Genomic DNA, 25,607 nt, shown 5'->3' with positions numbered 1-25,607 from the left:
CAGTTAAAAGAATCTTAAAATCTTTTTATCCTACTAATCCTGGTCTAGTCCTGGTTAATAAAAGAACGCAGCATCCAGGTGTTTTTCTCTTTATACTGCATAAATTTATTGATCATGTCGTTGGTGCCATCGTCACCCGCTTTTTCGCTGATCTCCATTATTTCGCGTTCCAGCTCAATCAATTTAGCCATATCATCTATAACTGCTTTAACCAGATTGGAATCTTTAACGCCTATGGTATTTATCTCTTTTATTTCTGAAATTTTAATGTATTCGGCAAACGTGCTTACAGGTGGTTTGCCAAGCGTTAAAACGCGTTCAGCAATTTCGTCAATGGTTACCTGAGCTTGCGTATACAACTCTTCAAATTTAATGTGAAGGGTAAAAAAATTGTTCCCCTTAACGTTCCAGTGGCATCCCCGTAGCTTTTGATAATGAATATGGTAATTGGCCAACAGATCATTTAAATGGTCAACAACCGGTTTAACGGCTTTCTCGGTCAGGCTTATTTCTTTAGCGTCCATGATGTTTTTAGATTATTGTGATTTAACAGGGTTGTGGATGTTTTGTTTAATAAAAATACCACTCTTTTTATTAATAAAGGCATATTTGCATTTCTTATGACGCAGCTTTTACCATTCATCAGCAAGCAATTTAACGGCATAATCTGGCGTATGGAAATTGACGAAATAGGCGATACTATTTACCTTGAAGTGAGAAAAACTGAGGATAAACTGGTATCCTTCGCTGCAGTCGATCTTTTGTCAGGCCAAACAAATTTTGAAGACATTACTCTCCCTGAACGATGGCTGGCTGGTATTGAGGCAGCTTATAACAATATATTATTACTACATGGTTACCAAGGGCAAAATGCGCCGGTACACAGGGGGTTAACTGCTCTCGCCGAAGATGGCTCTGTGTTGTGGAGCAACTACAGCATAGTGTTTGATCACCTTAGCATAAATGGGCCGGTTACCTATGCAACGCAAATTCAGCCACGCAAACTTTTTTTAACAGATGTTGGCACTGGGGCCAATATCCGGCAGTTCGACAGCTTGTCGGACAGTGAGTACATTAATAACATTGTATTTCCGCAGAGTGTTAACGATAGTGAATTAAACTTTAAGCTCCCTGTAAAGTCGTATGACAACGTTGTGGATTATCTTACATACAATAATTATAGAGTTGTATCTTTGCACACGCTTAACGGGGAGCAGCTTGTACAAGTGATGTATGTTTGGGACGGCGAAGTTTTGGTTTACCAGGATATATTGAACGATAACATACAAAAAATGCAACCCGAGGCGTTTATCCTATGTAAAAACAGAATAATTTATATAAAAAACAAGACCGGTTTAAAGGTTATTTCTTTATAATTATCTGAATAATAATTTATTATGAAATTAAAAGGTTTGTTGTTAGTTGTACCTATGCTATCGTTGTCGGTACCGCTATTTGCGTTAGCACCGGTGGATTCGGTAGGGGTTGAAAACCTAAATGGCAAAAAAGTTGTGCTGCATAAGCTAGATCCAAAGGATAACTATTTTTCTGTTGGTCGCAAGTATAATGTAGCACCTAATGCTATCATCCAATTTAATAACAATATGGCGCTAAAGGTTGGGGGCATTATTAAAGTGCCAACAGAGCAGCCATTTTTAGCGCCTGCCGCACAGGCGGTGGTATCGCAAGGTGCACCGGTAGTATCACAAGCTACCCCACCAGCCGTTACTGCTGATGCTAACGTTCAGCAATACAAAGTGTCAGCAGGAGAGACCCTGTACTCCATTTCCAAGCGCTTTAACACTACTGTTGATGATCTTGTTAAGCTGAACAATCTCCCAAATACCAACACCACGCCAGGGCAACTTTTAAAAGTAAAGCTTAATTCGGCTAACGTGCCTGTACCTGTTCCGGTAGTTACAGCTCCAATGGTTGTAAAAACAGATTCTTTTAGCTACAGCAGTCCGCAGGATAGCATGAATGCCGTTAAGTTCGGTGCCAATAAATATGGTTTGTTTGAAAAGGCAGAAAAGGGCGTAGCTGTTTCTATGACCGATGAGGGCCTGGACCCATCTAAAAAATTAGCGTTGCACCGCACTGCGCCTGTAGGCACCGTTATTAAAATAACCAACCCTATGACGGGTAAAACCACTTTTGCTAAGGTGGTGGGGCGTTTTACTGATAGCGAGGCTACAAAAGATGCCATTATTGTAGTAACCAAAAACGTAGCTGATTCTATCGGCGCATTAGATAAACGAGTTCATGTAAATATCAGCTACGGAACCCCAAATGAGTAAACCTTATATTATTGGAATTGCCGGAGGAAGCGGGTCGGGAAAGACTTTTTTTTTGAACCGTTTTTTAGATCATTTTAGTAAGGAAGAGATTTGCCTGGTCTCTCAGGACGATTACTACATTCCCGTAGCACATAACATGACCCCGGAGGAGAATAAGTTGTACAACTTTGATCTGCCCCGTACCATTGATGCGGAACATTTTGAGCGCGATGTGTTGGATTTGATAGCCGGGAAAACCATTTTAAAAAAGGAATATACGTTCAATAATCCTAACACCATTCCTAAGATGTTAGAGATAAAGCCCGCTCCAATATTAATTGTTGAGGGACTTTTTATTATGCATTTTAAAGGCATAGCCGATCTGATCGATATGAAAATATTTATTGAAGCAGATGGTGCTACCGCTTTAGAACGCCGCCTTAAACGCGATCTGCTTGAACGCGGCTACTCTAACGAGGATGTGATGTATAAATGGATACACCATGTTGTGCCGGCTTATAACGAGTATTTATTGCCTTATAAAGATGGATGCCACAAGGTTATAATTAATAACACTAACACCACAGCTAATATTGTTAAAATAACAGAGGAAATATCGGCGGAACTAAGAACAACCGTTTTCGGGAACTAAGCGTTAAATACCTTCTTTAATACTTCTAAAAGGTTTTTCAGGCTCATCAATGCTGAACATGGTAAGGATGCTGTCCTTCAAAGTCATATAATCGCCACGCGGGCTTACCACCAGTTTTTGTATGCCATTATGGGTAATTGCCATTGGTTGTATTTTAGAAGTTACCTTGCCATCGCCGTCCAATTCAATAACGTAGTATTGTTCGTCTTTTCTATCGTCATAAATAATGCTGATAGTGCCAGCGGCATCATCAATAAATTTTCCTAAAACCAATTTACCCACCATTTCCTCCGGGCTAAGCGATAGTAAGTGCTGTGCAGCTTCGGGTGTAAAACCTATAAATTCAAAATTCATCACCCTGTTATCATAGTCGCGAATGGTATCTTTTTTGGCTACAACACCGGCTTTAGGGTAACCCGCAATTGCATAAACAATAACACCGCCTGTATTTTTGTAACTGTTGCCCGGTAGTAAAAAATTGAGTTCGAGCGCAGCGTATTGGGCGCTATCGTTACGAATATTACCTGCTATATCCAGCATTTGCTGCTTGCTAATGCGGCCTTTAAGCTGAACATCCATTTTTGCGCCGTCCGGATTTTTGGCAACGTTTGTTATACTATAAGGTTCAGTAGGTTTATTTGAACTACAGGCAGACAAAACAACTAATAAAGCAAAAAGAACCTTTTTCATATACAAGTACTCATTATTTGGTGGCCACAAATATATCCCTAAAAAAATACCCGGGCAATAGGCATTCTTCTTGCAGGATGGCTCAGACAGGTTTTTCGGATGAGTTTTTTCTTCCCTGCTTTAATTTTTCTATCATTTTGGCTAACCTTTCCTCACGCGTTTTCTCTTGTTTGGCTGTTAGTATCCAAAGCACATATTCCTTTTTATTGCTGTAGGATAGGCTATTATAAAAGTTAAATGCGCCCGGGTGTTTTTCCAGCACAGCAGCCATAACCGGCGGTAGGGTTATCTTTTTATTATCTACATCAATATAAGCCAGGTATTCGTTCTGGCGAATGTTTTGGTTGCTGCCTTCTGATGATTTAACTTCCTCAAAGGGTTTAAACCGGAGTGCGGTCCACGTTTGGTCTATCGCTGCCGATGCTACGGGGCGAAGCCCGTATTTTTTGCATATATCCCAACTGCTCATCATCTCCAGATCGCTTTCTATACCCGAATTTTTCTTGGGATATATTATCCAAAAAATAGCTCCGGGTTTCAGCAGTTCTGCAATTACCTGGAGTGATTGTGTAAGCTCTGCATTATCTTTAACAAATAACAGCGCGTTATCAAATTCCCCATCCGCATGGTGTTTGATAACAACGTCTGCCGGAAATAACTCCAGCAGAGCGGGATAGTTTTCCGGAAAGCCAAACAGCAGCCAGGTACTGCCGGGTTTCATTTTTAGTTTTGCTGCCAGATTGCTCATACTTAAACAAAGGTTTTAAGAAGCAATAAGGAGGTTTTACTGCTTCAAATTCAATTTAGCAAAAAAATCCCAAAGCACTATACCTGCCGAAACTACCACGTTAAAAGAATGCTTGGTGCCGAACTGTGGTATTTCTATACAGTCATCTGCCATAGCCATTACTTCGCTGCTTACCCCATTCACCTCATTGCCAAATACCAGAGCGTACTTTTCATTTTCCGCAGGGCTAAATTCATTTAGCATGGTGCTATTCTCGGCTTGTTCTATAGCTATAATTTTGTATCCACCAGCTTTTAGCTCATCCATGGCTTCTGTTACCTCAGCATAATATGTCCAATCAACAGACTGTGTGGCTCCTAAAGCAGTTTTTTCTATCTCGCGATGAGGAGGCTGGGCAGAAATGCCGCATAAAACTATTTTCTCTACAGCAAAACCATCGCTGGTTCTAAATATGGAGCCTATATTATGCATACTGCGCACATTGTCTAACACAACTACAACCGGCAGTTTTTGTTGTGTTTTAAACTCGGCTACTGATGCGCGGTTTAGTTCGTCTAATTTTAATTTGCGCATCAATCAGACCTTATTATTTTCCTGCAAATTGACGGTTATACTGCCAACGCCACCACCTATACGCTGCTGGTAAACTGAAGGAGCGTAGCCTATCTTACTGGTATAATACGCCATTACCTCATTACTGAAGGTGTCAAAGCTATCTTTCTTAACCAATGCGATGGCGCAACCGCCAAATCCTGCACCAGTCATACGTGCGCCTGCTACATTGGGGTTAGTTAGCGCGTAATCAACAATAGTATCCAGTTCAACGCCGCTAACCTCGTAAAGATTACGCAATGAATCGTGTGATGCGTACATGAGTTGTCCAAACTCGGCCAGGTTGTTTTTTGATAACACGTTTATAGCTTGTTTCACACGTTCATTCTCTTCTACAACGTGCCGGGCCCGCTTAAGTATTGTCTGATCTGCTATAAGGTGCATATTTTGTGTAAAGGCAGCCAGGTCAATATCACAAAGGTCGTCAATGTCAAGTTGTTGGCGTAAAGCCGTTAAAGCGACTGAACATTCCTCCACTCTTTCATTATATTTCGATTCCACCAGTTTACGGGGCTTATTTGTATTTATTACCGCCAGGATATAATCGCCAAGATTGGCGTTAACCAGGTCATAATCTAAAGTATCGCAGTTTATAGCCATTGTTTTATCCTTCTCACCGAACGTTACTGCGAATTGGTCCATTATACCGCTGTTTAAACCTATAAAATTGTTCTCTACCGCTTTTGATAACTTAACAAGATCAAGTTTTGAGTAACCGGCGTTAAACAGTTCATTAAACGCATAAGCTGTTACCACTTCAATTGAAGCTGAAGAGGAAAGGCCTGAACTGATAGGCACATCACCGCAATAAAGCATATCAAGGCCCTGTAACTTATGGCCGTCCCTTATAAAGTAGTCAGCTACCCCTAAAGGGAAATTATACCAGCTATCACCATTTTTTGCATACCCTGGCTGCAGCGGTATCTCTGCAAATTCATCAAAATTAAGGCTTCTTAAACGCAGCACATTATTGTTGTTAGGTGCTGTTAACACTGTTGTGCCAAATTCAATAGCACAAGGCAATACCAGCCCTCCGTTATAGTCGGTATGTTCTCCGATCAGGTTTATCCTGCCCGGAGCAAAGAAAGCGTTTGTGGCTTCCTTTTGATAGATTTGAACAAATTTTTGAGAAAGATCGCTATTCATTTACCCTACTGGTTTTGAGCTGGCAAATATTGTAATTATTACACTATTAACCTTAATATTGCTTTAATAAAAACACCTTAGCGTTTTACTTTGTTCACAACAATAGTTTAAATAATAAACAACATGCAATACATAGTAACCGGATATGATTTTACAGACGATGGTGCAGTACAACGCAGACTAAATGTTAGGCCGCATCACCTTGATTTTGCCCGTGCCACCAAAGCCGCAGGTAATTTGATAGCTGCTGTGGCCATTTTAAATGAAGAAGGTAATGCCGTAGGCTCAATAATGGTACTTCAGTTTGAAACAGAAGAAGAACTGGAAGCATGGAAAAGCAATGAGCCTTATGTTACCCAGGGTGTATGGGAAACTGTTGACGTTAAACCAGGAAGGGTTGCGGAGCTATAGCAGCAGCGGTTTTAACTGCTGCTGCTACAGCTTAACATTACTCAACTTTATACCGGTAAATTGAACGGCCGATATTGCCATCGGCATCAAAGCCCTCAATAATGGCTTTATAACTGCCCTTTCCGTCTGCATTAAAAAAGTCAAAAGTAGCAGCACCGGTAGTAGGGTCAGTGTTTACCCGTGGATTCCAGTAGATTGTAGTGCGCAAGTCGCCGCCAACATAGGTATCTTTTGATACATCATAGCGAGGGCTATAGAACGTTCTGGCGGCACTAAACCCTTGGGGCTTTATCTTTACACCGCTGTTGGCAGGCATAAAATCATCTAATACAGCAGCTATCTGGTCCTTGCTCATTTTAGCGTTTTCAACCTTTTTTGAGTTTATAACAACCACGCCTGTGGTTCCGGTCATACGGTTAATGCTACTAACCCCGTCGTTCAAAAATACTTCTACAGATTCTACTGTCTTAGGATCAATGGTGCGTAAAGTGCTAAAATCAACCATAAAGTTATTTAAGTATATAGCAACAGGCCTGTTATCACCCTGCGTTTGGTTTCGGGTAAGGGTCAAAGTTTGGGTCTGCTGGTCAAAATTTAAACCTCCTTGTCCCTGTAAGCAATCAAACAAGGTGGCACAAGCGGCAAACATGGCACCATCAATAGTACGGCTTGCCATCATCGGTAATCCGGTAAGGGCAGAGTTATCGCTATGACTTGCCTTTTTTACTTTAGGCGCTACATTGGCACGAATGGTTACTTCGCTAAGTACACGAGAATTATCAGCCATTTTTTTGCTGTTTAGCAGGTAGGGGCGCATTGCGCTGTCTATATTTACAAAAGCAGCCGGAGCATTTACACTTGCAGTGATAGGCTGAAAAGAATCTTTGTTTAGAATGATCATGAAGTTGCTGCTGTTTACATTTCCTTTAGCACTCACAACGGCTTGAAGCGAATCGGGGAAATAAAGCTTTGAGAAGGCAAATTCGCCTACGGTGTTAGCTTGTGTATTAACAGACATGCGCCTGTCTTTTATTTCCAGGTTAACGTTTCCGCGATTTACGGGCAATCCCACTGATGTGCGCAATGTACCTGATATGGTTATGCCATCTTCCGGTTGAAATTTAACATTGGGCGGTAATTTATTAGCGGCTATGTTTTTATATACAATCCGGCTATAACCCTGTGTAAGCATCAAAGCATCCAGGTCAGCATTGGTTTTATCTGTGGGGGCATTGAAATAGTAGTTAGGTTTTTCAATATACCCTTTCAGGTCTGATGTTAACAGCAAATGGGTTAGAATAGTTGTTTCATCGCTTTCATCATAAGGTACCTTTGCTTCATCAATTACGGTAACTGAAAGGTCGGCTGCTACAGGTTTATCAGCATTTTTTGCAGACACGTTCATTACAACATTATCCCGGCTTGTATAAACAGGTTTTGCCGTATTCAGCGAAAGTAACAACTGATCGTCCTTTTTGTTAATAAATACAAGCCGTTCAGACAAAGCATCTCCGTTACTGCTTAACACGCTTATTTTGGCTACGCCTGAGGGTAGTTTATTGGTTATTGACAACGGAAAAGTAGTTGCGCCTAACGCGCCGGTTTGTGCAGCGTAAAAAACTGCCTGCCCGTTTTGGGCAATAATATAAAATCGCTTCCCTTTATTTTTTTGGAGATAAGCGTCATTGCATAATAAGTTCAACACTAAACGTTGGGGAGATACACTTACAATGCTTATCGTAATATCCTGGGCACTTACTTTCGGCAAGTCATAAGTGTTTTTGGATCCGTCAGCAAATGTTACGGCAGCCTTATAAGTTTTACCCGCAGCAGGGGTGAGGCTAAATGTACCCATGCCCAAATGTTGCGATGAAAAATTAACAACAGTGGCTCCCGTATTATCGGTAATTATACCTTTAATGTCTGCGCCCATTCCGTTAGGGGCTACGGCTTTAAATGCCACTTTACCGGCTACACCTTCAATAAGATCGCCACCCTCCGGAAAAAACTGAACGTCCATTGCAGCAGCCGTATTTTTCAGCGAAAACTGCGTGGTTATCTCTTTGGGGCTTGCGTCAATTTCCGTAAAGAGGTCACTCGTTGGCAGGTCAGCTAGTTTATTTGTAGTAAAACTGACAGTTATATTGCCGTTAGCATCAGTTGTTTCTTTACTTTTTGACAATACTTCATCGTTTTTGGTTTGAACGCGCCAGTTTACTTTTTTGCCGGCAATGGCGCTTCCATCAGGGTTGCGGTAATTAATACGCACCAAAACTTTAGCAGTATTGTTTTGGGTAGACGATGTTATTGAAATATTTGTAAGTATTTTTTTATTAATGGCATCGCCTATACTCAAAGTTTTATCAAAAAAGTAAGCTGCATCAAAATTGCGCATCCATTTAGTATACGCCCTTATCTGGTAGTTTCCCTGCCTGTATTGTGCTTTGGTTATAGCTATATTACCAAATGCCACGCCTTTAGTAACTGCTAACTTAAATTTTTGTACAATGGTGTCTTTGCCAATTACGTCTACATATACCACATTGCTTATTGCAGACGGTACACGCTGCTTTAAATCGCTATAGCTATCTGCAGTAACATAGGCTTTAAACCAGATGGTGTCGCCAACCGCGTAATATGGTTTGTCAAAATGCAGATATACTTTTTCTACAGGGTAGGAGTTATTGTATTCGGCTGTTTTTTGGGCAAGCGTTACTAACGGAATAGAATCTGTTTGTGAAAAAGCGGAAAAGCCGGTAACTAAAAACAGCGAAAGTAAAAAAGTAAATCTCTTTAGGTTCATCTTGCAATTTGACTAATAAAATTGGTTAAATATAGATATTTACACCCGCAGGCGTTAAAACATGCTATTTTAACATTTTTTTACAAATTATAGTATGCTGTGTAGCGTAACTTTTTCAGGAAGTTTAAATAAAAAAAACTCCTATAAAAAAACAAGGCAGAATCCTACATAGAATTCTGCCCTGATGCCTTGTGGCTTAATGGTATTTTTATTTACCAGCCGCTTCCTTTTTTTGCGGCACCGCTGCTGATATGACCTTCTGCTGTAGCTTTGCTCATAATTGCAGCCATTTTGTTTCCTGCACCATCAGTACCGGTTGCAATGTATCTGCCTGATTTTACATCAATAACAGGATTAACCATTGGTACGTTTTTGGTTTTTGTTTTCACTGAATAGGCGGTAATGCCGCCACTTGTAGGTGTTGCCATGATAAGTTTTTAATTGTTTAAAAAAGTTTAACTCTTGTCAGGTAATAATTGTTTGTACAAACATAATGTATTGTTATTAACATGTACAACGTGCTAAGTAAAACTTGTTCTCAAAATGTTAAAAAAGGGCTGTTTTTTACTCTTTTTTTGCGATTTGTGGAAAACTTCTTACTTAGGCGATATGAATTTTATAGTTTGAGGTTATTTTATGCTTGTATAAGAGATAGGTCCCGCTTGTTTTTAAAGCAAAAAACACCGGCAAAGTTATACGCTGCCGGTGTAAATAATTTGCTTTGTTCTTTTTCAACTACCACAGTGGTGCCCTTAGCCAGCACTTTCGTATGGCGCCGTTTATTTGTATTTACACAAATAAGACGTTTGTGCAGATGCTTTTACCTTAAATGAAGAGTTAGCAGGTACTTCAAACGATTGGCCGTTTGTAAAGCTTTTCCATTCCGTTTCACCAGGAAGCAAGGCTACCAGTTCTCCTTCAATTACCACCATTGTTTCATGGCTCGACGTGCCAAACTCGTAGGCTCCGCTTTCAATTACGCCAATAGTTGATTTGCCCTCGGCAGATGTATAGGCAAGTGATTTTACTGCCCCTTCAAAATATTCGTTTACGTTGATCATTGTGCTTTTGTTAAAGTGCCCGAATATGGGAATTTTAGTTAATAGTTCATAGCGGGTGGTTAATCAACTATTACCATTAGCAAAGTCACTTAACCCCGCCAAAAGCCGCGAAGTAGGAATTTTTATGTAATACCTCCACCTGCTTAAATCCAACTTTGGTTAAAAGCGCGGTTTGATAGTTTAAAGACCGGGGTGTATCTTCATATGCGACATAATCCAATACTTTTTGCCGGTATTCAGGTCCGCCTAAAGTTTCCAGGTAATCGCTGTAGTTTTTATAAAACAAACGGTTAATTGGTTCCGAATCATGCGTTATCAGGTCTGATATCCAAAAGCTGCCGCCGGGTTTAAGCATACGGTACATATTACTAAAAACGTTTTCCCAGTCCGCATCGTCTCGCAAATGATGGAGCGTTGCCGCGGCTAAAATTATGTCTAAGCTTTCATCAGGCAGTTGCAGATTGCGCATATCGTCCTGGATGATACTTACTTCGCCGGTTGTTTCTGCACCCACCCGCTCTTTTGCCCTTAAAAGCATTGGCATGCTCAAATCATTTAATGTGCAGTTAAGGTTATTTATTTTACTCAACATTTTTAAAGTGTAGTTGCCTGCACCGCAACCTATATCAAGCAGGTATTTGGCGTTAGGGTTGATATACCTGGCGGCTTCGGTACATAATTCCATGGTGAGTGGCGCGTCTATAGTAGTGAGCTGGCCGGTATCCAGATTAGAAAAGCGTTCAACATCATTATCAAAACGATGCTTTATTTCATCGTTCCCTGCTTTTTTTGAAAAATCTGTATTCATATTTCTGTAATTGATATTGCCAAATTTAAACGCTTTTATAATATTTGAAAAATATCAATTTTATCAAATATTGATATCTATAAAGTATCATAACAATGGAAATACGACACCTTATTTACTTTAAAACTGTCGCTCAGCATCTGCATTTCAGGAATGCTGCGGATGCGCTTTTCATTTCTCAACCACCACTAAGCAGGCAGATAAAAGAACTAGAGGAAGAGTTGGGCGCGCGCCTGTTTACAAGAAACAACAAACGCGTGGCGTTAACCGATGCCGGAAAATACTTTTTGGCCCAAGTACATACAATACTGGCAAGCCTTGAAGAAAGCAAGCACACTGTAAAACAAATACACGAAGCGGAAAGCGGGGATTTAAAAATAGGTTACATAAGTTCTTTATATCAACCGCACATGGCCGGAGTTTTAAAAGCTATGCGCATAAATTTCCCTCACGTTAAAACAAGTTTATACGAAAGACCCACCGTTAAACAAATAGAAGCGCTTGAGCAGGGTAAATTGGATGTGGGGATCCTCAGGGCACCTGTGCATTCAGATAAACTGAAAGTTCATAGTCTGTTTTTTGATCCGTTTATGGTAGTAATGCCTTCAGGAAATGGAAGATTTAAAAATTATGAAGAGCTGGCGGCTCAAATTAAAAACAAGCCCTTCATTTTTTTCAATAAGGAATACGCGCCGCATTATCATAGCTGCTTGTTAGAGATCTGCAATAGGTTAGGCTTCAGTCCTACTATCGTTCACGAGGCGAATAATGTGCATTCTATTCTACAGTTAGTAGAAGCAGGACTAGGTATTTCCATATTACCGTTATCAGTAAAAAACGAGAATGCCAGCCTTTCCTTTATACCGCTGGATAAGATCCCTGTTAAAACCGAAGTAGTTTTGGCTTACCGGCCAGGCCCGGGTAATACCGCGCTTAATTGGTTTGTAAAAAATTATCCAAAATAAAAATTGGCAAATAATTTGCGTTAAGGGATAAAACCCTATACTCCTAAAAGACGTAAATAAAGAACTAAACTTTGAAAAATATGCCGAATGCACCTATCCCAAAAAATGAATTTGAACGAATAATTGATCTTTCAGAATATGATCTGGACTATTCAGCGTTGGAAGACAATTTTAAAGATCTGGCAAAGCTTGCAGCTAATGTTGCCGGAACAAAAATATCCCTGGTAAATTTAATAGACTCTTTTACCCAATGGAGCATATCCAATCACGGCCTGCCGCTTGATCAGATGCCAAGGGAAGACTCTGTATGCCAGTACACCATAATGGATGAACATCCGTTTGAGGTTGCGGATCTGTCTGCTGATGATCGTTTTAAAGATAAAACTTACGTTACTGACGACCCGAACCTGAGGTACTATTACGGCCTTCCGTTAACCACATCTGAGGGCCATAACATTGGCGCTTTATGCGTGCTTGATAAGGAAGTAAAAAATATATCGCCTGAAAAAACAGAGCTGCTTAAAATAATTGCTAATGAGATAGTAAGCCGCTTAAAGGCACTTAAAGTAATTAATGACCTGAGAGGGCAGTTAAGATATGCTGATGAAACAAAAAAGAAGGTTGCCCATGATATACGGGGACCGCTTGGCGGCATTATAGGGTTGGCACAAATAATTAGCGAGCAGGGGAACAACAGCCAGATAGATGAGGTGCTTGAATTTATTAACCTGATACAAAAAAGCGGCAGGTCTATACTGGAGCTTGCTGATGAAATTTTAACAGCCGAAGAAACAAAAGCACCTGGTGCAGATGAATTTAACCTGGTACTGCTTAAGGATAAATTAGAAAAACTTTACCAGCCCCAGGCCCTCAATAAAAATATAAGGTTTACTGTATTTATATCGCCCGAAACGGCAACGGTACCATTCTCAAAAAACAAATTGCTACAAATAATTGGTAATTTGGTATCCAATGCAATGAAGTTTACGCCCGAAAGCGGGCAAGTACGTGTTTCGTTAACACTTAAAACAGAAAAGGACACACCGGTATTATTGCAGATAAATGTTAGCGACAGTGGGGTAGGTATGTCTGACCAGGCAATTGAAAAAATACTTGATGGAACAGCCTCTTCAACTGATGGGACGAGTGGTGAAAATGGTTACGGGTTCGGTTTGGCACTGGTTAAACATCTGATAAGTGGTTTAAACGGCACTATGCATATAATTTCAAAGCCCGGTGAGGGCGCGACATTTGAAGTAAGCTTACCGCAAATTGCCTCATAGCTAACGCCTCATTGTTTTTATAAACATAATAAGGAGTATAAATAGTACAGCAATTTCAACGATTTTCATTAGGTATTATAACGGTATCTTGCCAAATATAACAACAAAAAAACCCGCCATGAGCGGGTTTTTTGTTTGTGGTGTTACGCTTTAATTAGTTTTCGCCTATTAATTTAAACCCTACCGTTGTATTTGTGCTACCTGATATATACAGCGTGTAAATGCCGCCTACTGTAAGCGTTACAGGAATGGCAAGCAAAACACTTGAAGAGCCTCCTGTGTAAAGAGAATAGCCACTAGTAGGGTCAACATCCTGATAGGCTGATGCAGATCTGTAGGTTAGTCCTGAAACTATTTTTGCGCCGCCGGCTATTCCAAAATCTGCATTTGAGCCTACGCCACTACTTAAATTAATAAACCGGATACGCGCTTTACCTGATTGTGGAGGAGTAAGATCGTTTTCATAAACTGTAACGTTTTTATCGTCGCTAAGAAAAGCGTTATAATACTTGCCCGGTGTTAAGCTGGTTGTACCAGAGCCATACACATCCGTAGTGTTGGCTGTTCTGAATGAAATTGTGGGGCTGCCCGCTACACTAAAATAACCAGCGGTTTGGGTATAGGCCAATGCCGAAGCTGTAACTCTTTGATTATCAAAATAAACATCTTGGGCGGCCGATGCTGATGCCGCGTTGGTAACAGCTAGGCCCGCCACAGCCATAGGCTTATTTTCTTCAGTTTTACTACATGATGAGAAAATAGTAGCCAGCGACGCAAAGGCTAGTAATATTGATAAGGTACGGTTTGTTTTAGTTTTAAAAGTGCTTGTCATAATCTGTCTTATTTGTTAACAATATTAGTAAATAAACAATTGTTATGATAATTGGTTTGATGGTATTTATAACGCAGGTACGTAAGAAAAAATGCTTTAGCTGGTTGTCTATAGAAAGATATTTACTTGTGAAAGGCATTATTTTCTATACAGGCTAATTTCATTCTGTTGTGTTACAGCGAGTTTGGTTTGTTTTAACATTTTGTTAACCGTAAAGCAAAGCTTTTTCTATATTTGCGGCGGGTAAGTCTTTTACGGCCAGCTCCTCTTGAACTCCCCCAGGGTGGGAACGCAGCAAGGGTAGAGAGTTGAGCGGCGCGATAAAAGTAGCTTACCCATTTTTTGTGCCCCAAATTTTCTGATGATCTATAAAATGTAAATTTTAACGTTTTGTAAACCCCGATCTTTAATCTTCAATAACTAATCTTAGCAAAATCTTATCTTAGCACAATGCTTGATGTACTTATTATTGGAGGCGGGCCCATCGGAATTGCCTGCGGGCTTAAAGCCCAAAAGGCGGGATTAAGTTTTCTGATTATTGAAAAGGGCTGCCTTACCAACTCCATTTACAATTACCCTGTTACTACAACATTCTTCTCAACTTCAGAGCGCTTGGAGATAGAGAATATTCCTTTTACTACGCTCCACGCCAAGCCTAACCGTGCCGAAGCGTTAGAATATTATAGAAGAATAACACTTGCAAACGCCTTGCCCGTAAAATTATTTGAAGAAGTAACTGAAGTTAAGCAAATGCAAACAGGTTACTCTGTAACCACAACCAAAGATAAGTACGATGTAAAAAACGTAATTATAGCTACCGGTTTTTATGATGTATGCGTTAATCTTGACATACCCGGCGAGGAACTGCCAAAGGTGAAACATTATTTTACCGACCCGCATTATTACGCTATGCAAAAGGTTGTTGTTGTGGGTGCCAGCAACTCGGCTATTGATGTTGCGTTGGAGACTTTTAGAAAAGGAGCAGAGGTGACATTGGTTGTGCGCGGCCCCGAAATAGGTCCGCGGGTTAAATATTGGGTTAGACCAGATGTTATTAACCGCATTGAAGAAGGAACCATAAAAGCGTATTTTAACTCGGCCCTAAAAGCAGTTCGGGCTGATGAGGTTGATATTGAAACCCCGGAGGGACCGGTTACCATCCAAAACGATTTTGTTTTGGCCATGACCGGCTATCAGCCTAACTTTTCTCAATTGAAAAAGTGGGGTTTAAAAATGGATAATGATCTGCTTATTCCTACTTATAACCCTGAAACAATGGAAACACATTTGCCGGGTTTATACCTGGCCGGTGTAGTTTGCGGTGGCCTGAATACGCATCTTTGGTTTATTGAAAACTCTCGTTTTCATGCCGAAATGATAGTGAATGATATTGTAGCTAAAAAGTGAGTGGTTTATCGGGCTGGTTTTGTAACTGGTTGCGGTTTTCAAACTATATAAACTCCTTAAAACACAAAGTTTTATTAAGCAATTGTAAACTTAACTTAATCAACTGCTCACATAATCAACTAAATCACCTTTTTACTTGTATAAATAAAAAATAATGCAAACTTTTGCATCAAATTTTAAATAAAGCAAACAACTATAATAATGAACCTTCAAAGCTTAAATAAGCCCGCTACCAGAGCAATAAAAGCTCCGTTTGCCGCTGCTTTGGTTGCCACTGTTTTATTTACCCCGTCTCGACGAAGGCTCTATATCCCCAGAGTTTAATTGCAGGTTGTTATTGCCTGACAAAAAAACCGGAGTTTAAATTAAACTTCTCTGTTAAAAAACACTTTAATAACAAAGGCCTCACCGCCAAATGTTAACAGTTATTTTTTTCTATCCATAATGACCATACAAGATTTTGATATACAGGTTGCATCGGCACAGCACGTTGACTACGCTCAACAGATCTGCGACGAGATGGCCGAATCGGCTAAGGCGCGCGGCACAGGCATTGCACAACGCTCGCCGGAATATGTTGCCAATAAAATGCTGGAGGGTAAAGCGGTTATTGCTTTACATAAAGACGGCACCTGGGCAGGCTTTTGCTACATAGAAACCTGGAGCCATGGCGATTTTGTGGCCAATTCAGGATTGATCGTCTCTCCGGAATTTAGAAAAGTAGGATTAGCTAAAGCCATCAAACATAAAATATTCGAACTTTCGCGCACCAAATATCCCGAAGCTAAATTGTTTGGCTTAACTACCGGATTGGCTGTAATGAAGATAAACTCTGAGTTGGGTTACGAGCCTGTAACTTACTCTGAACTTACACAAGATGAAGAGTTTTGGAAAGGCTGCAGAAGTTGCGTTAATTACGATATATTAACAAGTAAGGAACGTAAAAACTGTATGTGCACCGCTATGCTTTTAGATCCGGCTGAAAAGAAAAAAGAATCAGAGGATAAACTAAATAAAATAACGCACAAAGCCAATTTATTTAAGCGCATAGAAAGTGCCATCAAGAGTTTCGGACAAAGCCTGGACGAAAGCCTTAAATGAGGTTAAAGGTAAAAGACCAAAGGAGAAAGCTTAAAATAGTAAAATGAGAGGCTTGTTAAAAGCACTAAGAAAATAAAAAACACGGATAGGTAAAGCTTTCTGCTTTAGTCTTTCCGCTTTCAGCAAAAAAAATGAAGAAAAAAGTAGTATTAGCTTATAGCGGAGGTTTGGATACCTCGTTTTGTTGTATTTATTTAACCCGCGATTTGGGTTATGAAGTGCATTCAGTAATTGTAAACACTGGTGGTTTCAGCGAGGAAGAACTTAAAATAGTTGAAAAACGAGCTTACGAAATGGGCGTTACCTCTCACCATGTTGTTGATGAGACCGAGAACTTTTACAATACCTGTGTGCGCTACTTAATTTACGGTAACGTATTAAAAAATAATACTTATCCGCTTTCTGTAAGTGCCGAGCGTGTTAGCCAGGCAACAGCCATAGCTAATTACGCTAAAAAGATAGGTGCAGAGTTTGTGGCCCACGGTAGTACCGGCGCTGGTAATGACCAGGTTAGGTTTGATATGATCTTCAATATCCTCATCCCTAATGTTGGCATCATTACCCCGATACGTGATTTAAAACTGAGTCGCGAAGCTGAGATTGAATACCTGAAGAAACATGGTGTTGAAATGAACTTCGAAAAAGCGAAGTATTCTATCAATAAAGGTATCTGGGGCACATCAGTAGGCGGTAAAGAAACGCTTACTTCTAACCTGGGCATGCCTGATGACGCATGGCCAACACAGGTTACGGAATCAGAGACTAAAAACGTTGAGCTGGAGTTTGAGCAAGGCGAATTGGTAGGATTGAACGGCGTTAAATACGATCATCCAACTAAAGTTATACAAGAATTGCAAGCCATTGCAGGCCCTTATGGTTTAGGCAGGGATATTCACGTAGGCGATACTATTATTGGTATTAAGGGTCGTGTTGGTTTTGAGGCTGCGGCGCCGATGATAATTATTAAAGCGCACCACACTTTAGAAAAACATACGCTAACCAAGTGGCAATTAACATGGAAAGATCAGCTTTCTATGTTCTACGGCAACTGGCTGCACGAGGGACAGTTTCATGACCCTATTATGCGTAACATGGAGGCTTTTTTAACCGATACGCAGAAACAGGTTACAGGTAAAGTGTTTGTACAGTTGCAGCCATACCGTTTCCAGATAGTGGGTATTGAATCTGATCATGATCTGATGTCGAACAAGTTTGGTACTTACGGCGAAATGAACAATTCATGGAGCGGCGAGGATGTAAAAGGTTTCTCAAAGATATTTGGAAATCAAGTAATGATCTATCATAAGGTAAACGGCGGGGAATAATGAACATGGTATTTTCAAAGGGCGAATGTTTGCAGCATTATACCTGGGGCGATGATTGCCACGGGTGGACCTTTGTTGATACCGAAGCATTATCAGTTAAGCAGGAGCTTATGCCGCCAGATACGGCTGAGCAATTGCATTACCATGAAGTAGCCAGGCAGGTGTTTTTTATTTTGAAGGGCCGGGCTAAGTTTACAATTGACGGTGAAGAAAGTGAATTGCGGGAACAGCAGGGGATAGAAATTTTACCCGGACAGCAGCATTTGATAGCGAATACCCAGCAGACAGATCTGGAATTTATTTTATACAGTTATCCATCAACAAAAAATGACAGGGTTAACTGTTAAGCGGATAACTGGAAGCGAGGCCGAACTGGTATTTGAACTGTTTGATAAATACAGGATATTTTACAAACAGGCATCAGATATTAACTTAGCTGAAAGCTTTATAAAAGAGCGGCTAAATAATAATGAATCAGTTATTTATGTTGCTTTTATTGGTAGCAAACCGGTAGGTTTTACGCAGCTATATCCTAAGTATTCGTCAATGCGGGCGGTGAAGAATTGGATACTGAATGATCTGTATGTGGACGAAGTACACAGAAAGCGGGGAATAGCCGGGAGATTGATACAGGCAGCTATGGATTTCGCTAAAGACAACAATGCAAGGTTTGTTCAATTAGAAACACAAACAGATAACTATACGGCTCAGAAATTATATGAGTCGGTTGGATTTATACAACAGCAACTGGATACAGAATTTATAGTGTACCGTAAAACTGTTGACTAATGAATAAAGAGATGACAAAAGTTAGAGCAGGAATTATTGGAGGAGCAGGTTATACCGGCGGCGAAATGCTGCGGATATTGATCAATCACCCCGATGTGGATATTGCCTTTGTGCATAGCAACAGCAACGCGGGTAATCACGTTTACGTGGTGCATACTGATTTGTTTGGCGATACTGAACTACGCTTTACCGGCGAACTCTCAACCGATATCGACGTGCTGTTTTTGTGCCTTGGCCATGGCGATGCGCGTAAGTTTTTAGAAGCAAATGATATTCCGGATAGTGTAAAGATCATTGATCTTAGTCAGGATTTCAGGCTGTCTGCCACATCAACCATCGGCAATAAAAAATTTGTTTACGGTCTGCCGGAGTTGAACAGGGAAGCTATTAAATCCGCAGAGAATATAGCTAATCCGGGTTGTTTTGCTACCACTTTGCAATTAGGTTTATTACCATTGGCGGCAAAAGGTTTATTGAACAGCGAGGTTCACATTTCGGCAACTACAGGCTCAACAGGAGCAGGGCAGAGCTTGGCGACAACCTCGCATTTTACGTGGCGGAATGACAATCTTTCGGTTTATAAAGCATTTGGTCATCAGCATTTAAATGAAATAGGCCAATCGCTTAACCAGCTGCAGCCTGATTTTGGGCAGACCTTGAACTTTATTCCTTATCGTGGCGATTTTACCAGGGGTATTTTTGCTGCCATTCATTTAGATAGTGAATCAGAGGAAGATGAAGCGCTAAAGCTTTACCACGATTTTTATGCTGAGCATCCGTTTACCCATGTAACCAGCAGAAATATCGACCTGAAACAAGTTGTAAATACCAACAAGGTGTTTTTGCAAGTAAAAAAACACGGTAATAAACTATTTATTATAAGCATTTTAGACAATTTACTTAAAGGCGCGTCGGGCCAGGCGGTTCAAAACATGAATCTGCTGTTTGGTCTGGATGAACGCGCCGGATTACGACTAAAAGCAGCAGCTTTTTGAGTAAACGGTTAAGTAAATTAAATAATAACAAGGCGTCATTGCGAGCAGCGAAGCAATCTCTAAACGATAGTTCGTGCGGACATCAATTTTCAATGACGACAAATTCTAATAAAATGAAATTATTCGACGTATATCCAATTAATCCTATCAACATTGTAAAAGGTGTTGGCAGTTTAGTATATGATGATAAAGGACAAGAATACCTTGATCTTTATGGCGGCCATGCCGTTATTTCAATAGGGCACACCCATCCGCATTACGTAAAACGACTGGAAGATCAATTACATAAAATTGGTTTTTATTCTAACTCGATTGAAATTCCTATTCAGAAGCAGCTGGCTGAAAAATTAGGTCAGGTTTCAGGCAGGGAAGATTATCAGTTGTTTTTGTGCAACTCAGGTGCCGAAGCCAATGAGAACGCCATGAAACTGGCTTCGTTCTATAACGGCAAAAAGAAAGTTATCGCTTTTACAGGTGCATTTCACGGTAGAACGTCTTTAGCCGTTGCGGTTACAGATAACCCAAAGATAGTACCCCCCGTAAATGAGAGCGATAATGTAGTTCGTGTATCATGGAAAGACGAAGCCGCTTTAGAGCAGGCTTTTGCTGATAATGAGATCTCGTCTGTTATTGTTGAGGGCATACAAGGTGTAGGTGGGATCCAGGTTGCCCCCGAAAGCTTTTTGCAAAAGATCCGTTCGCTTTGCGATGAACACAATGCTGTGTTTATTGCAGATGCTATTCAATGTGGCTACGGTCGTTCGGGCAAATTTTACTCACATGATTATGCGGGTATTGACGCTGATATTTATACCATGGCCAAGGGCATTGGCAACGGTTTCCCGATAGGGGCCATCAGCATATCGCCAAAAATACAACCGGCTTATGGTATGTTGGGTACCACTTTCGGCGGTAACCATTTGGCTTGCGCGGCTGCATTGGCTGTGTTGGAGGTGATGGAAGAAGATAGCCTGATACAAAACGCTGCCGAAGTAGGCGGGTATCTGATAGACGAGTTGAAGAAATTTAAACAGGTAACTGAAGTTCGCGGCAGAGGCTTAATGATAGGCATTGAACTGCCCGCCGAATTTGCTCAGGCCAAAAAAGATCTGCTGTTTAAGCACCACATATTTACCGGCGAAGCCAAACCAAATGTGATAAGGCTGCTACCGGCATTAAATTTAACCAAAGCACACGCTGAACAGTTTTTAGAGGCGTTTGATAAAGTATTGAATAACAAATAAACTGTCATCTCGAACGCAGTGAGAGATCTATGCACGGGTAGTCAGCGGGCTTGCTTATGTATAGATTTCTCGCTGTCGCTCGAAATGACAGAACTGATTAAGGCTTATGAAACTTTTTACATCCGTACACGACGTAACCGATATTAACGCCCTTGTGGCTGATGCATTGGCGCTAAAGAAAGATCCTTTTGCGCACCAGCATCTGGGTAAGAACAAAACCATCGGACTGGTTTTTTTAAACCCCAGCCTGCGTACCCGTATGAGCACACAAAAGGCAGCTACCAATTTGGGTATGAACGCCATGGTGCTGAATATAGATAAAGAGGGATGGGCCTTGGAGCTGCGCGACGGCGCGATAATGAACGGCACCACAGTAGAGCACATCCGTGAAGCTGCGGCTGTGCTGGGGCAGTATGTGGATATTATCGGCGTGCGATCGTTTCCGGGTTTGAAGGATAGGGAAGAGGATTACACCGAAACCGTATTTAATAAGTTTGTTGAGTTTTGCGGTGTGCCTGTTGTGAGCTTAGAATCGGCCACGCGCCACCCGCTACAAAGCCTGGCCGATCTGGTTACCATTACCGAGCTAAAAACCCGTACGCGCCCTAAAGTGGTATTAACCTGGGCACCTCATATAAAGGCACTTCCGCAGGCTGTACCTAATTCTTTTGCCGAATGGATGTGTAAAGCTGATGTGGATTTTACCATAGCGCACCCGGCGGGTTACGAGTTAAATACCGATTTTACCAATGGCGCAACCATCACGCACGATCAGGATGCTGCTTTGGCAGATGCAGATTTCATCTACGTAAAAAACTGGTCGGCTTATGAGCCTTATGGACAGGTTTTGCCGGGTAATGAAGATTGGATGTTGACTAATGAAAAGCTAAAAAGCACTAATAATGCTAAGGTAATGCATTGCCTTCCTGTACGCCGTAATCTTGAGCTATCTGACGAGATATTGGACGGACCTAACTCAGTGGTTGTACACGAAGCGGGTAACCGTGAGTGGGCAGCGCAGGCGGTGTTGAAGAAGATGCTGGAAAGTTTGTAGTATTTCTTGCGCCCGCTGCCATGCTGAACTTGTTTCAGCATCCCACACGCTAAGTTATCCGCTTAACAGATTGACGGGGTGCCGAAACAAGTTGGGCATAACTTATGGTTTGGTATTGCCACTATCAATCTTATTTCTTGACTCTTATTTCTTGCTTCTTAAAAAATGTACATTCCCAAAATTAACTTAATGACAGAGCCGCAGGAAGCAATCAGCTTTATGCAGCGGTACAATTTTGCTACCATAGTTACGGTGAAAGATGGTGTGCCTAATGCCACGCACCTGCCCTTTGTTATTGAGCAGCGGGGTGAAAAGATAGTTTTGATCTCGCATTTTGCCAAGGCAAACCCTCAGGCTGATGAACTATTAGGCTGTAAACCCCTGGTTATTTTTGCCGAGCCGCACGCCTATATTTCTACCCGGCATTATGAGCATGATGTTAACGTACCCACCTGGAACTATATAGCCGTACATGCCTACGGCCATGCTGTTTTATTGGAGAGCGAGGAAGAAAAAATAGCTGTGTTAGAACGCAGCATTAACGCTTTTGAAGCGGAGTACATGCAGCAATGGAACGCTTTGCCGCACGACTATAAATACGGATTGATGAAGGGAATAACAGCTTTTGAAATTGTTGTTGATGACCTGCAAGCCAAGAAGAAATTAAGCCAAAACCGAAGCGACAAGGAACGCCGCAGTATTATTGAAGAATTAGGAAAAAGTAACGATACTACCGCAAAAGACATTGCAGATAGGATGCAGTCCTAATTATTCTTCTTTTTCTACCGATGCATTGATCACCCTGTTCAAGGTCAATCCCTGTACAATTACGGAGAATATTACGATAAAATAAGCGCCGGCCAGTATGGTGTTTTTGTAAGGGCCGTGGGGCAAAGTTAATGCCAGCGCTATAGATATACCGCCTCTAAGGCCGGCCCAGGTTAAAATATTGATGTTTTTATAGCTGACGTCCAACGTGCGTTTTAAAAACGTTAACGGCAGCATTATGCTTAGCCACCGCGAAGCTAATATTACAATTATGCCCACGCCCCCGGCTAGCCAGTACTTATCTAAAAACGGCAGATTGAGCATCTGCAGGCCAATCATCACAAATAAAATGGTATTCAGCATTTCGTCTATCAGCTCCCAGAATTTTTCGAGAGATTGATGAGAACGGTCTGTACTATCAATGTTTATGGATCGCGTCCCTGCAAACAAACCTGCTGACACCGCTGCCAGCGGGATGGAAAACTCCAGATACGATGCGCTTACAGATATACTCATCACCAACGCTAAAGACACCAATACGATGGTTTGGAAATCGTCAATTGATTTCATCAGCCTGAATGCGATAAAGCCCATAGCCAAACCAAGAAAGATACCACCGAAAACTGATTTAATAAAATGGAAGGCAGCCTCGCCCAGATCGATCTCGTCGGCACCTGTGCGGGTTACCTGTAGTAAGGTTACAAATAATACCAAACCTATACCATCATTAAATAAAGACTCCCCGGTAATAATGGTCTCCAACTTTGCCGGTAATTTTGAGTTTCTCACTATGGCGCTTACCGCAACCGGATCAGTAGGAGATATGAGCGCGCCAAACAGGAAGCAATAAATGAGTGGAATATCAAAATGAAACAAACGTGTTATACCAAAGAATAATAACCCGAAAATTGCGCAGGAAAATATAACGCCTATAGTGCTTAAAAGGAATACCGGCCGCATCTCGCGTTTCAGGCGTTTGGCGTTAAGGGTGAATGATCCTGAAAACAGCAGGAAAGCCAGCATAATATATAATACCGTTTCAGAGAAATCAATATCGCGCGCCAGGTTAGTAAGCGATCTTGCCGTATCCGGATAAAATTTATTGAATACTATGGTGAGAATAGAGCCTATAATAGCAATACTGACCACGCCGATAGTGCCGGGTAATTTTATAAACCTGGCGTTGATATACGAATAGAAGGCGCTTACAATAACCAGAAAGGTAATTAATAAAAATATCTCCATAGATGAGCCTAATAATTAGTATTCATGGTCAACAGTACGCGTTTGGGTATTAAAGGGACGTAGTATTAGACGATTATCGCTGTTTTTGGTCATGTAATTAATCACCCATTCCATAAATACTGAAGCTTTGTTAGAGAATCCTGCCAGTGACATGATATGCACAAAGCCCCACAATATCCATGCAATAAAACCGGTAAGATGCAAGTTACCAATATCGGCCAATGCTTTGTTACGCCCAACCGTGGCTAAAGTGCCTTTATCATTGTATTTGAAAGCTTCGGTAGGCTCGCCTTTAATCAGGTGCTGCAGGTTTTTAGCCAGCCATATTCCCTGTTGTATAGCCACAGGTGCCACGCCCGGGTGGCCGTTCGGCAACTCATCCGTAACAACGGCGGATACATCGCCTATGGCAAAAATATTCTGATAGCCCACCACACGGTTTATCTCGTCGGTTTGTATGCGCGTGCCACGCGCTATTGTGGCTCCAGATAAACCCTCGGGTACTTCGCCTTTTACACCGGCCGCCCAAAAAACGTTATGGGTTTTTATAACCTGTCCGTTGTTAATGGTCAATTCTAAGCCATCATAACTTTGTACCCGCACACCGTTATATACCGTTACCTTATCGTTAATTAAATACTCCTTAGCTTTGGTTGATGCTTTTTCAGACATGGCAGCCAGCAATCGCTCTTTACTCTCAATAAGATAAACGCTCATGTGCTGCTCTTTTAAATACCTGTAATCTTTACTCAATATCAAACGCCGCATCTCTGCCAAAGCTCCTGATAGTTCTACGCCTGTAGGCCCGCCGCCAACAACCACAAAGGTCATTAGCGCTTCCCGATCAACAGGGTCAGTGCTAATTAAAGCTTTCTCTAAATTTTGTAATACCAATACGCGAATGTTCAATGCCTCGGGCACGTTTTTCATTGGCATGGCAAAACGCGCTATCTGGTCGTTACCCAAAAAATTAGTGTTTGATCCGGTAGCTATCACCAGGTAATCATAATGTATATCGCCTATGCTGGTAGTAACGGTATTGCTTTCGGGGTTTATCTGTTTAACGTTAGCCAGGTTAAAGTTAAAATTGTTTTGATAGGTAAAGATCCTGCGGATGGGGAAGGCGATAGAATCAGCAGGTAACGCCCCAACCGCAACCTGGTATAAAAGGGGCTGAAAAGTATGATAGTTGTGTTTATCCAGCATCAGTATCTCAACCGGGGCGTCTTTTAATTTTTTAGCTAACTGTATACCGGCAAAGCCTGCTCCAATAATAACTACACGTGGTTTTTGGTTGTTGTGCTGATCAATGTATGTCATTTGCAATAAACTTACCTATTTGCCTGTAATAAAGGCTGCTTGTATTTAAATAAAAATGCGCAATGGTTATAT

27 protein-coding genes and 1 other RNA gene are annotated in these 25,607 nt (G+C 41.2%); 16 read left to right on the top strand and 12 right to left on the bottom strand.

The window, feature by feature from the left end:
- Positions 1-44: 44 nt before the first annotated feature.
- A complete protein-coding gene (locus ACFQZS_RS05360) occupies positions 45-524 on the bottom strand; it encodes a Dps family protein (protein ID WP_377098033.1) in 480 nt (159 codons plus the stop codon).
- A 96-nt stretch (positions 525-620) separates the two neighbouring features.
- Here ACFQZS_RS05360 and ACFQZS_RS05355 point away from each other — a divergent pair, with 96 nt between their 5' ends.
- Genes ACFQZS_RS05355 through ACFQZS_RS05345 form a run of 3 tightly spaced genes read left to right on the top strand, consistent with a single transcriptional unit; the run spans position 621 to position 2,928 of the window.
- Entirely contained in the window at positions 621-1,376 is a 756-nt protein-coding gene (locus ACFQZS_RS05355) for a DUF4905 domain-containing protein (protein ID WP_377098031.1), read from the top strand.
- 21 nt (positions 1,377-1,397) lie between these two features.
- Positions 1,398-2,297, top strand: a complete 900-nt coding sequence (locus ACFQZS_RS05350) for a DPBB and LysM peptidoglycan-binding domain-containing protein (protein WP_377098030.1) — start codon at positions 1,398-1,400, stop codon at positions 2,295-2,297.
- Positions 2,290-2,928, top strand: coding sequence for a uridine kinase family protein (locus ACFQZS_RS05345; protein WP_377098028.1), 639 nt, complete (start codon positions 2,290-2,292; stop codon positions 2,926-2,928). Before ACFQZS_RS05350 ends, ACFQZS_RS05345 begins: the two co-directional genes overlap by 8 nt.
- 3 nt (positions 2,929-2,931) lie before the next feature.
- Here the strand turns inward: ACFQZS_RS05345 and ACFQZS_RS05340 are convergent, their stop codons facing one another.
- The 4 genes from ACFQZS_RS05340 to ACFQZS_RS05325 all read right to left on the bottom strand — a co-directional run bounded on the left by ACFQZS_RS05340 (position 2,932) and on the right by ACFQZS_RS05325 (position 6,124).
- Positions 2,932-3,618: a hypothetical protein gene (locus ACFQZS_RS05340; RefSeq protein ID WP_377098026.1), complete on the bottom strand. Its 687-nt coding sequence runs from the start codon at positions 3,616-3,618 to the stop codon at positions 2,932-2,934.
- Positions 3,619-3,700: 82 nt separating this feature from the next.
- Positions 3,701-4,366, bottom strand: a complete 666-nt coding sequence (locus tag ACFQZS_RS05335) for a YdeI/OmpD-associated family protein (protein WP_377098024.1) — start codon at positions 4,364-4,366, stop codon at positions 3,701-3,703.
- Between the two features lie 36 nt (positions 4,367-4,402).
- The gene (locus ACFQZS_RS05330) at positions 4,403-4,939 is read right to left on the bottom strand and encodes an RNA methyltransferase (protein ID WP_377098022.1); all 537 of its coding nucleotides are present in this window, start codon (positions 4,937-4,939) and stop codon (positions 4,403-4,405) included.
- A gap of 3 nt (positions 4,940-4,942) precedes the next feature.
- Positions 4,943-6,124, bottom strand: coding sequence for a galactokinase (locus ACFQZS_RS05325; RefSeq protein ID WP_377098020.1), 1,182 nt, complete (start codon positions 6,122-6,124; stop codon positions 4,943-4,945).
- 123 nt (positions 6,125-6,247) lie between these two features.
- Between ACFQZS_RS05325 and ACFQZS_RS05320 the strand changes: the two genes are divergently transcribed.
- Positions 6,248-6,535 carry a YciI family protein gene (locus tag ACFQZS_RS05320; protein WP_377098018.1) on the top strand — a complete coding sequence of 96 codons (288 nt, stop codon included), beginning with the start codon at positions 6,248-6,250 and terminating at the stop codon, positions 6,533-6,535.
- A 37-nt stretch (positions 6,536-6,572) separates the two neighbouring features.
- Here the strand turns inward: ACFQZS_RS05320 and ACFQZS_RS05315 are convergent, their stop codons facing one another.
- From ACFQZS_RS05315 to ACFQZS_RS05300, 4 genes are all read right to left on the bottom strand, one after another.
- Positions 6,573-9,338 carry an Ig-like domain-containing protein gene (locus ACFQZS_RS05315; RefSeq protein ID WP_377098016.1) on the bottom strand — a complete coding sequence of 922 codons (2,766 nt, stop codon included), beginning with the start codon at positions 9,336-9,338 and terminating at the stop codon, positions 6,573-6,575.
- Positions 9,339-9,550: 212 nt separating this feature from the next.
- Positions 9,551-9,766: a hypothetical protein gene (locus ACFQZS_RS05310; RefSeq protein ID WP_377098015.1), complete on the bottom strand. Its 216-nt coding sequence runs from the start codon at positions 9,764-9,766 to the stop codon at positions 9,551-9,553.
- A gap of 351 nt (positions 9,767-10,117) precedes the next feature.
- Positions 10,118-10,399: a pyrimidine/purine nucleoside phosphorylase gene (ppnP, locus tag ACFQZS_RS05305; RefSeq protein ID WP_377098013.1), complete on the bottom strand. Its 282-nt coding sequence runs from the start codon at positions 10,397-10,399 to the stop codon at positions 10,118-10,120.
- Between the two features lie 85 nt (positions 10,400-10,484).
- Positions 10,485-11,207, bottom strand: coding sequence for a class I SAM-dependent methyltransferase (locus ACFQZS_RS05300; RefSeq protein WP_377098012.1), 723 nt, complete (start codon positions 11,205-11,207; stop codon positions 10,485-10,487).
- Positions 11,208-11,302: 95 nt separating this feature from the next.
- On the opposite strand from ACFQZS_RS05300, the gene ACFQZS_RS05295 reads away from it, so the two are divergent.
- Together ACFQZS_RS05295 and ACFQZS_RS05290 are read left to right on the top strand one after the other, a co-directional pair.
- On the top strand, positions 11,303-12,172 hold the full coding sequence (locus ACFQZS_RS05295) for a LysR family transcriptional regulator (protein WP_377098010.1): 870 nt from the start codon (positions 11,303-11,305) through the stop codon (positions 12,170-12,172).
- A gap of 80 nt (positions 12,173-12,252) precedes the next feature.
- Entirely contained in the window at positions 12,253-13,455 is a 1,203-nt protein-coding gene (locus ACFQZS_RS05290; RefSeq protein WP_377098008.1) for a GAF domain-containing sensor histidine kinase, read from the top strand.
- A 154-nt stretch (positions 13,456-13,609) separates the two neighbouring features.
- Here the strand turns inward: ACFQZS_RS05290 and ACFQZS_RS05285 are convergent, their stop codons facing one another.
- Positions 13,610-14,287: a DUF4397 domain-containing protein gene (locus tag ACFQZS_RS05285; protein ID WP_377098006.1), complete on the bottom strand. Its 678-nt coding sequence runs from the start codon at positions 14,285-14,287 to the stop codon at positions 13,610-13,612.
- Between the two features lie 241 nt (positions 14,288-14,528).
- Here ACFQZS_RS05285 and ffs point away from each other — a divergent pair.
- The 10 genes from ffs (at position 14,529) to ACFQZS_RS05235 (ending at position 22,970) form a co-directional block, all read left to right on the top strand.
- An RNA gene (gene ffs, locus ACFQZS_RS05280) (signal recognition particle sRNA small type) lies at positions 14,529-14,627 on the top strand.
- 110 nt (positions 14,628-14,737) lie between these two features.
- The gene (locus tag ACFQZS_RS05275) at positions 14,738-15,694 is read left to right on the top strand and encodes a YpdA family putative bacillithiol disulfide reductase (RefSeq protein WP_377098004.1); all 957 of its coding nucleotides are present in this window, start codon (positions 14,738-14,740) and stop codon (positions 15,692-15,694) included.
- Between the two features lie 444 nt (positions 15,695-16,138).
- Positions 16,139-16,795: a GNAT family N-acetyltransferase gene (locus tag ACFQZS_RS05270; protein WP_377098002.1), complete on the top strand. Its 657-nt coding sequence runs from the start codon at positions 16,139-16,141 to the stop codon at positions 16,793-16,795.
- Between the two features lie 131 nt (positions 16,796-16,926).
- The gene (gene argG / locus ACFQZS_RS05265; protein WP_377098000.1) at positions 16,927-18,120 is read left to right on the top strand and encodes an argininosuccinate synthase; all 1,194 of its coding nucleotides are present in this window, start codon (positions 16,927-16,929) and stop codon (positions 18,118-18,120) included.
- A 5-nt stretch (positions 18,121-18,125) separates the two neighbouring features.
- Positions 18,126-18,467, top strand: a complete 342-nt coding sequence (locus ACFQZS_RS05260) for a cupin domain-containing protein (RefSeq protein WP_377097997.1) — start codon at positions 18,126-18,128, stop codon at positions 18,465-18,467.
- The gene (locus ACFQZS_RS05255) at positions 18,448-18,909 is read left to right on the top strand and encodes a GNAT family N-acetyltransferase (RefSeq protein WP_377097994.1); all 462 of its coding nucleotides are present in this window, start codon (positions 18,448-18,450) and stop codon (positions 18,907-18,909) included. Before ACFQZS_RS05260 ends, ACFQZS_RS05255 begins: the two co-directional genes overlap by 20 nt.
- Before the next feature lie 11 nt (positions 18,910-18,920).
- Positions 18,921-19,904, top strand: a complete 984-nt coding sequence (gene argC, locus ACFQZS_RS05250; protein WP_377098087.1) for an N-acetyl-gamma-glutamyl-phosphate reductase — start codon at positions 18,921-18,923, stop codon at positions 19,902-19,904.
- A gap of 113 nt (positions 19,905-20,017) precedes the next feature.
- A complete protein-coding gene (locus tag ACFQZS_RS05245) occupies positions 20,018-21,148 on the top strand; it encodes an aspartate aminotransferase family protein (protein ID WP_377097992.1) in 1,131 nt (376 codons plus the stop codon).
- 106 nt (positions 21,149-21,254) lie between these two features.
- The gene (locus ACFQZS_RS05240; protein WP_377097990.1) at positions 21,255-22,202 is read left to right on the top strand and encodes an N-acetylornithine carbamoyltransferase; all 948 of its coding nucleotides are present in this window, start codon (positions 21,255-21,257) and stop codon (positions 22,200-22,202) included.
- Positions 22,203-22,367: 165 nt separating this feature from the next.
- Positions 22,368-22,970, top strand: coding sequence for an FMN-binding negative transcriptional regulator (locus ACFQZS_RS05235; protein ID WP_377097988.1), 603 nt, complete (start codon positions 22,368-22,370; stop codon positions 22,968-22,970).
- On the opposite strand, the gene ACFQZS_RS05230 is transcribed toward ACFQZS_RS05235, so the two are convergent.
- Entirely contained in the window at positions 22,971-24,215 is a 1,245-nt protein-coding gene (locus ACFQZS_RS05230; RefSeq protein WP_377097987.1) for a cation:proton antiporter, read from the bottom strand. It lies immediately after the preceding gene.
- Positions 24,216-24,230: 15 nt separating this feature from the next.
- Positions 24,231-25,535: an NAD(P)/FAD-dependent oxidoreductase gene (locus ACFQZS_RS05225; RefSeq protein WP_377097984.1), complete on the bottom strand. Its 1,305-nt coding sequence runs from the start codon at positions 25,533-25,535 to the stop codon at positions 24,231-24,233.
- Positions 25,536-25,607 lie beyond the last annotated feature (72 nt).

This window comes from Mucilaginibacter calamicampi, from assembly GCF_042676765.1.
In the GTDB taxonomy this organism is placed as follows: Bacteria; Bacteroidota; Bacteroidia; order Sphingobacteriales; family Sphingobacteriaceae; genus Mucilaginibacter; species Mucilaginibacter calamicampi.
The sequence above is the reverse complement of the archived record's forward strand: the minus strand, read 5'-3'. Positions and strand labels throughout refer to the sequence as shown.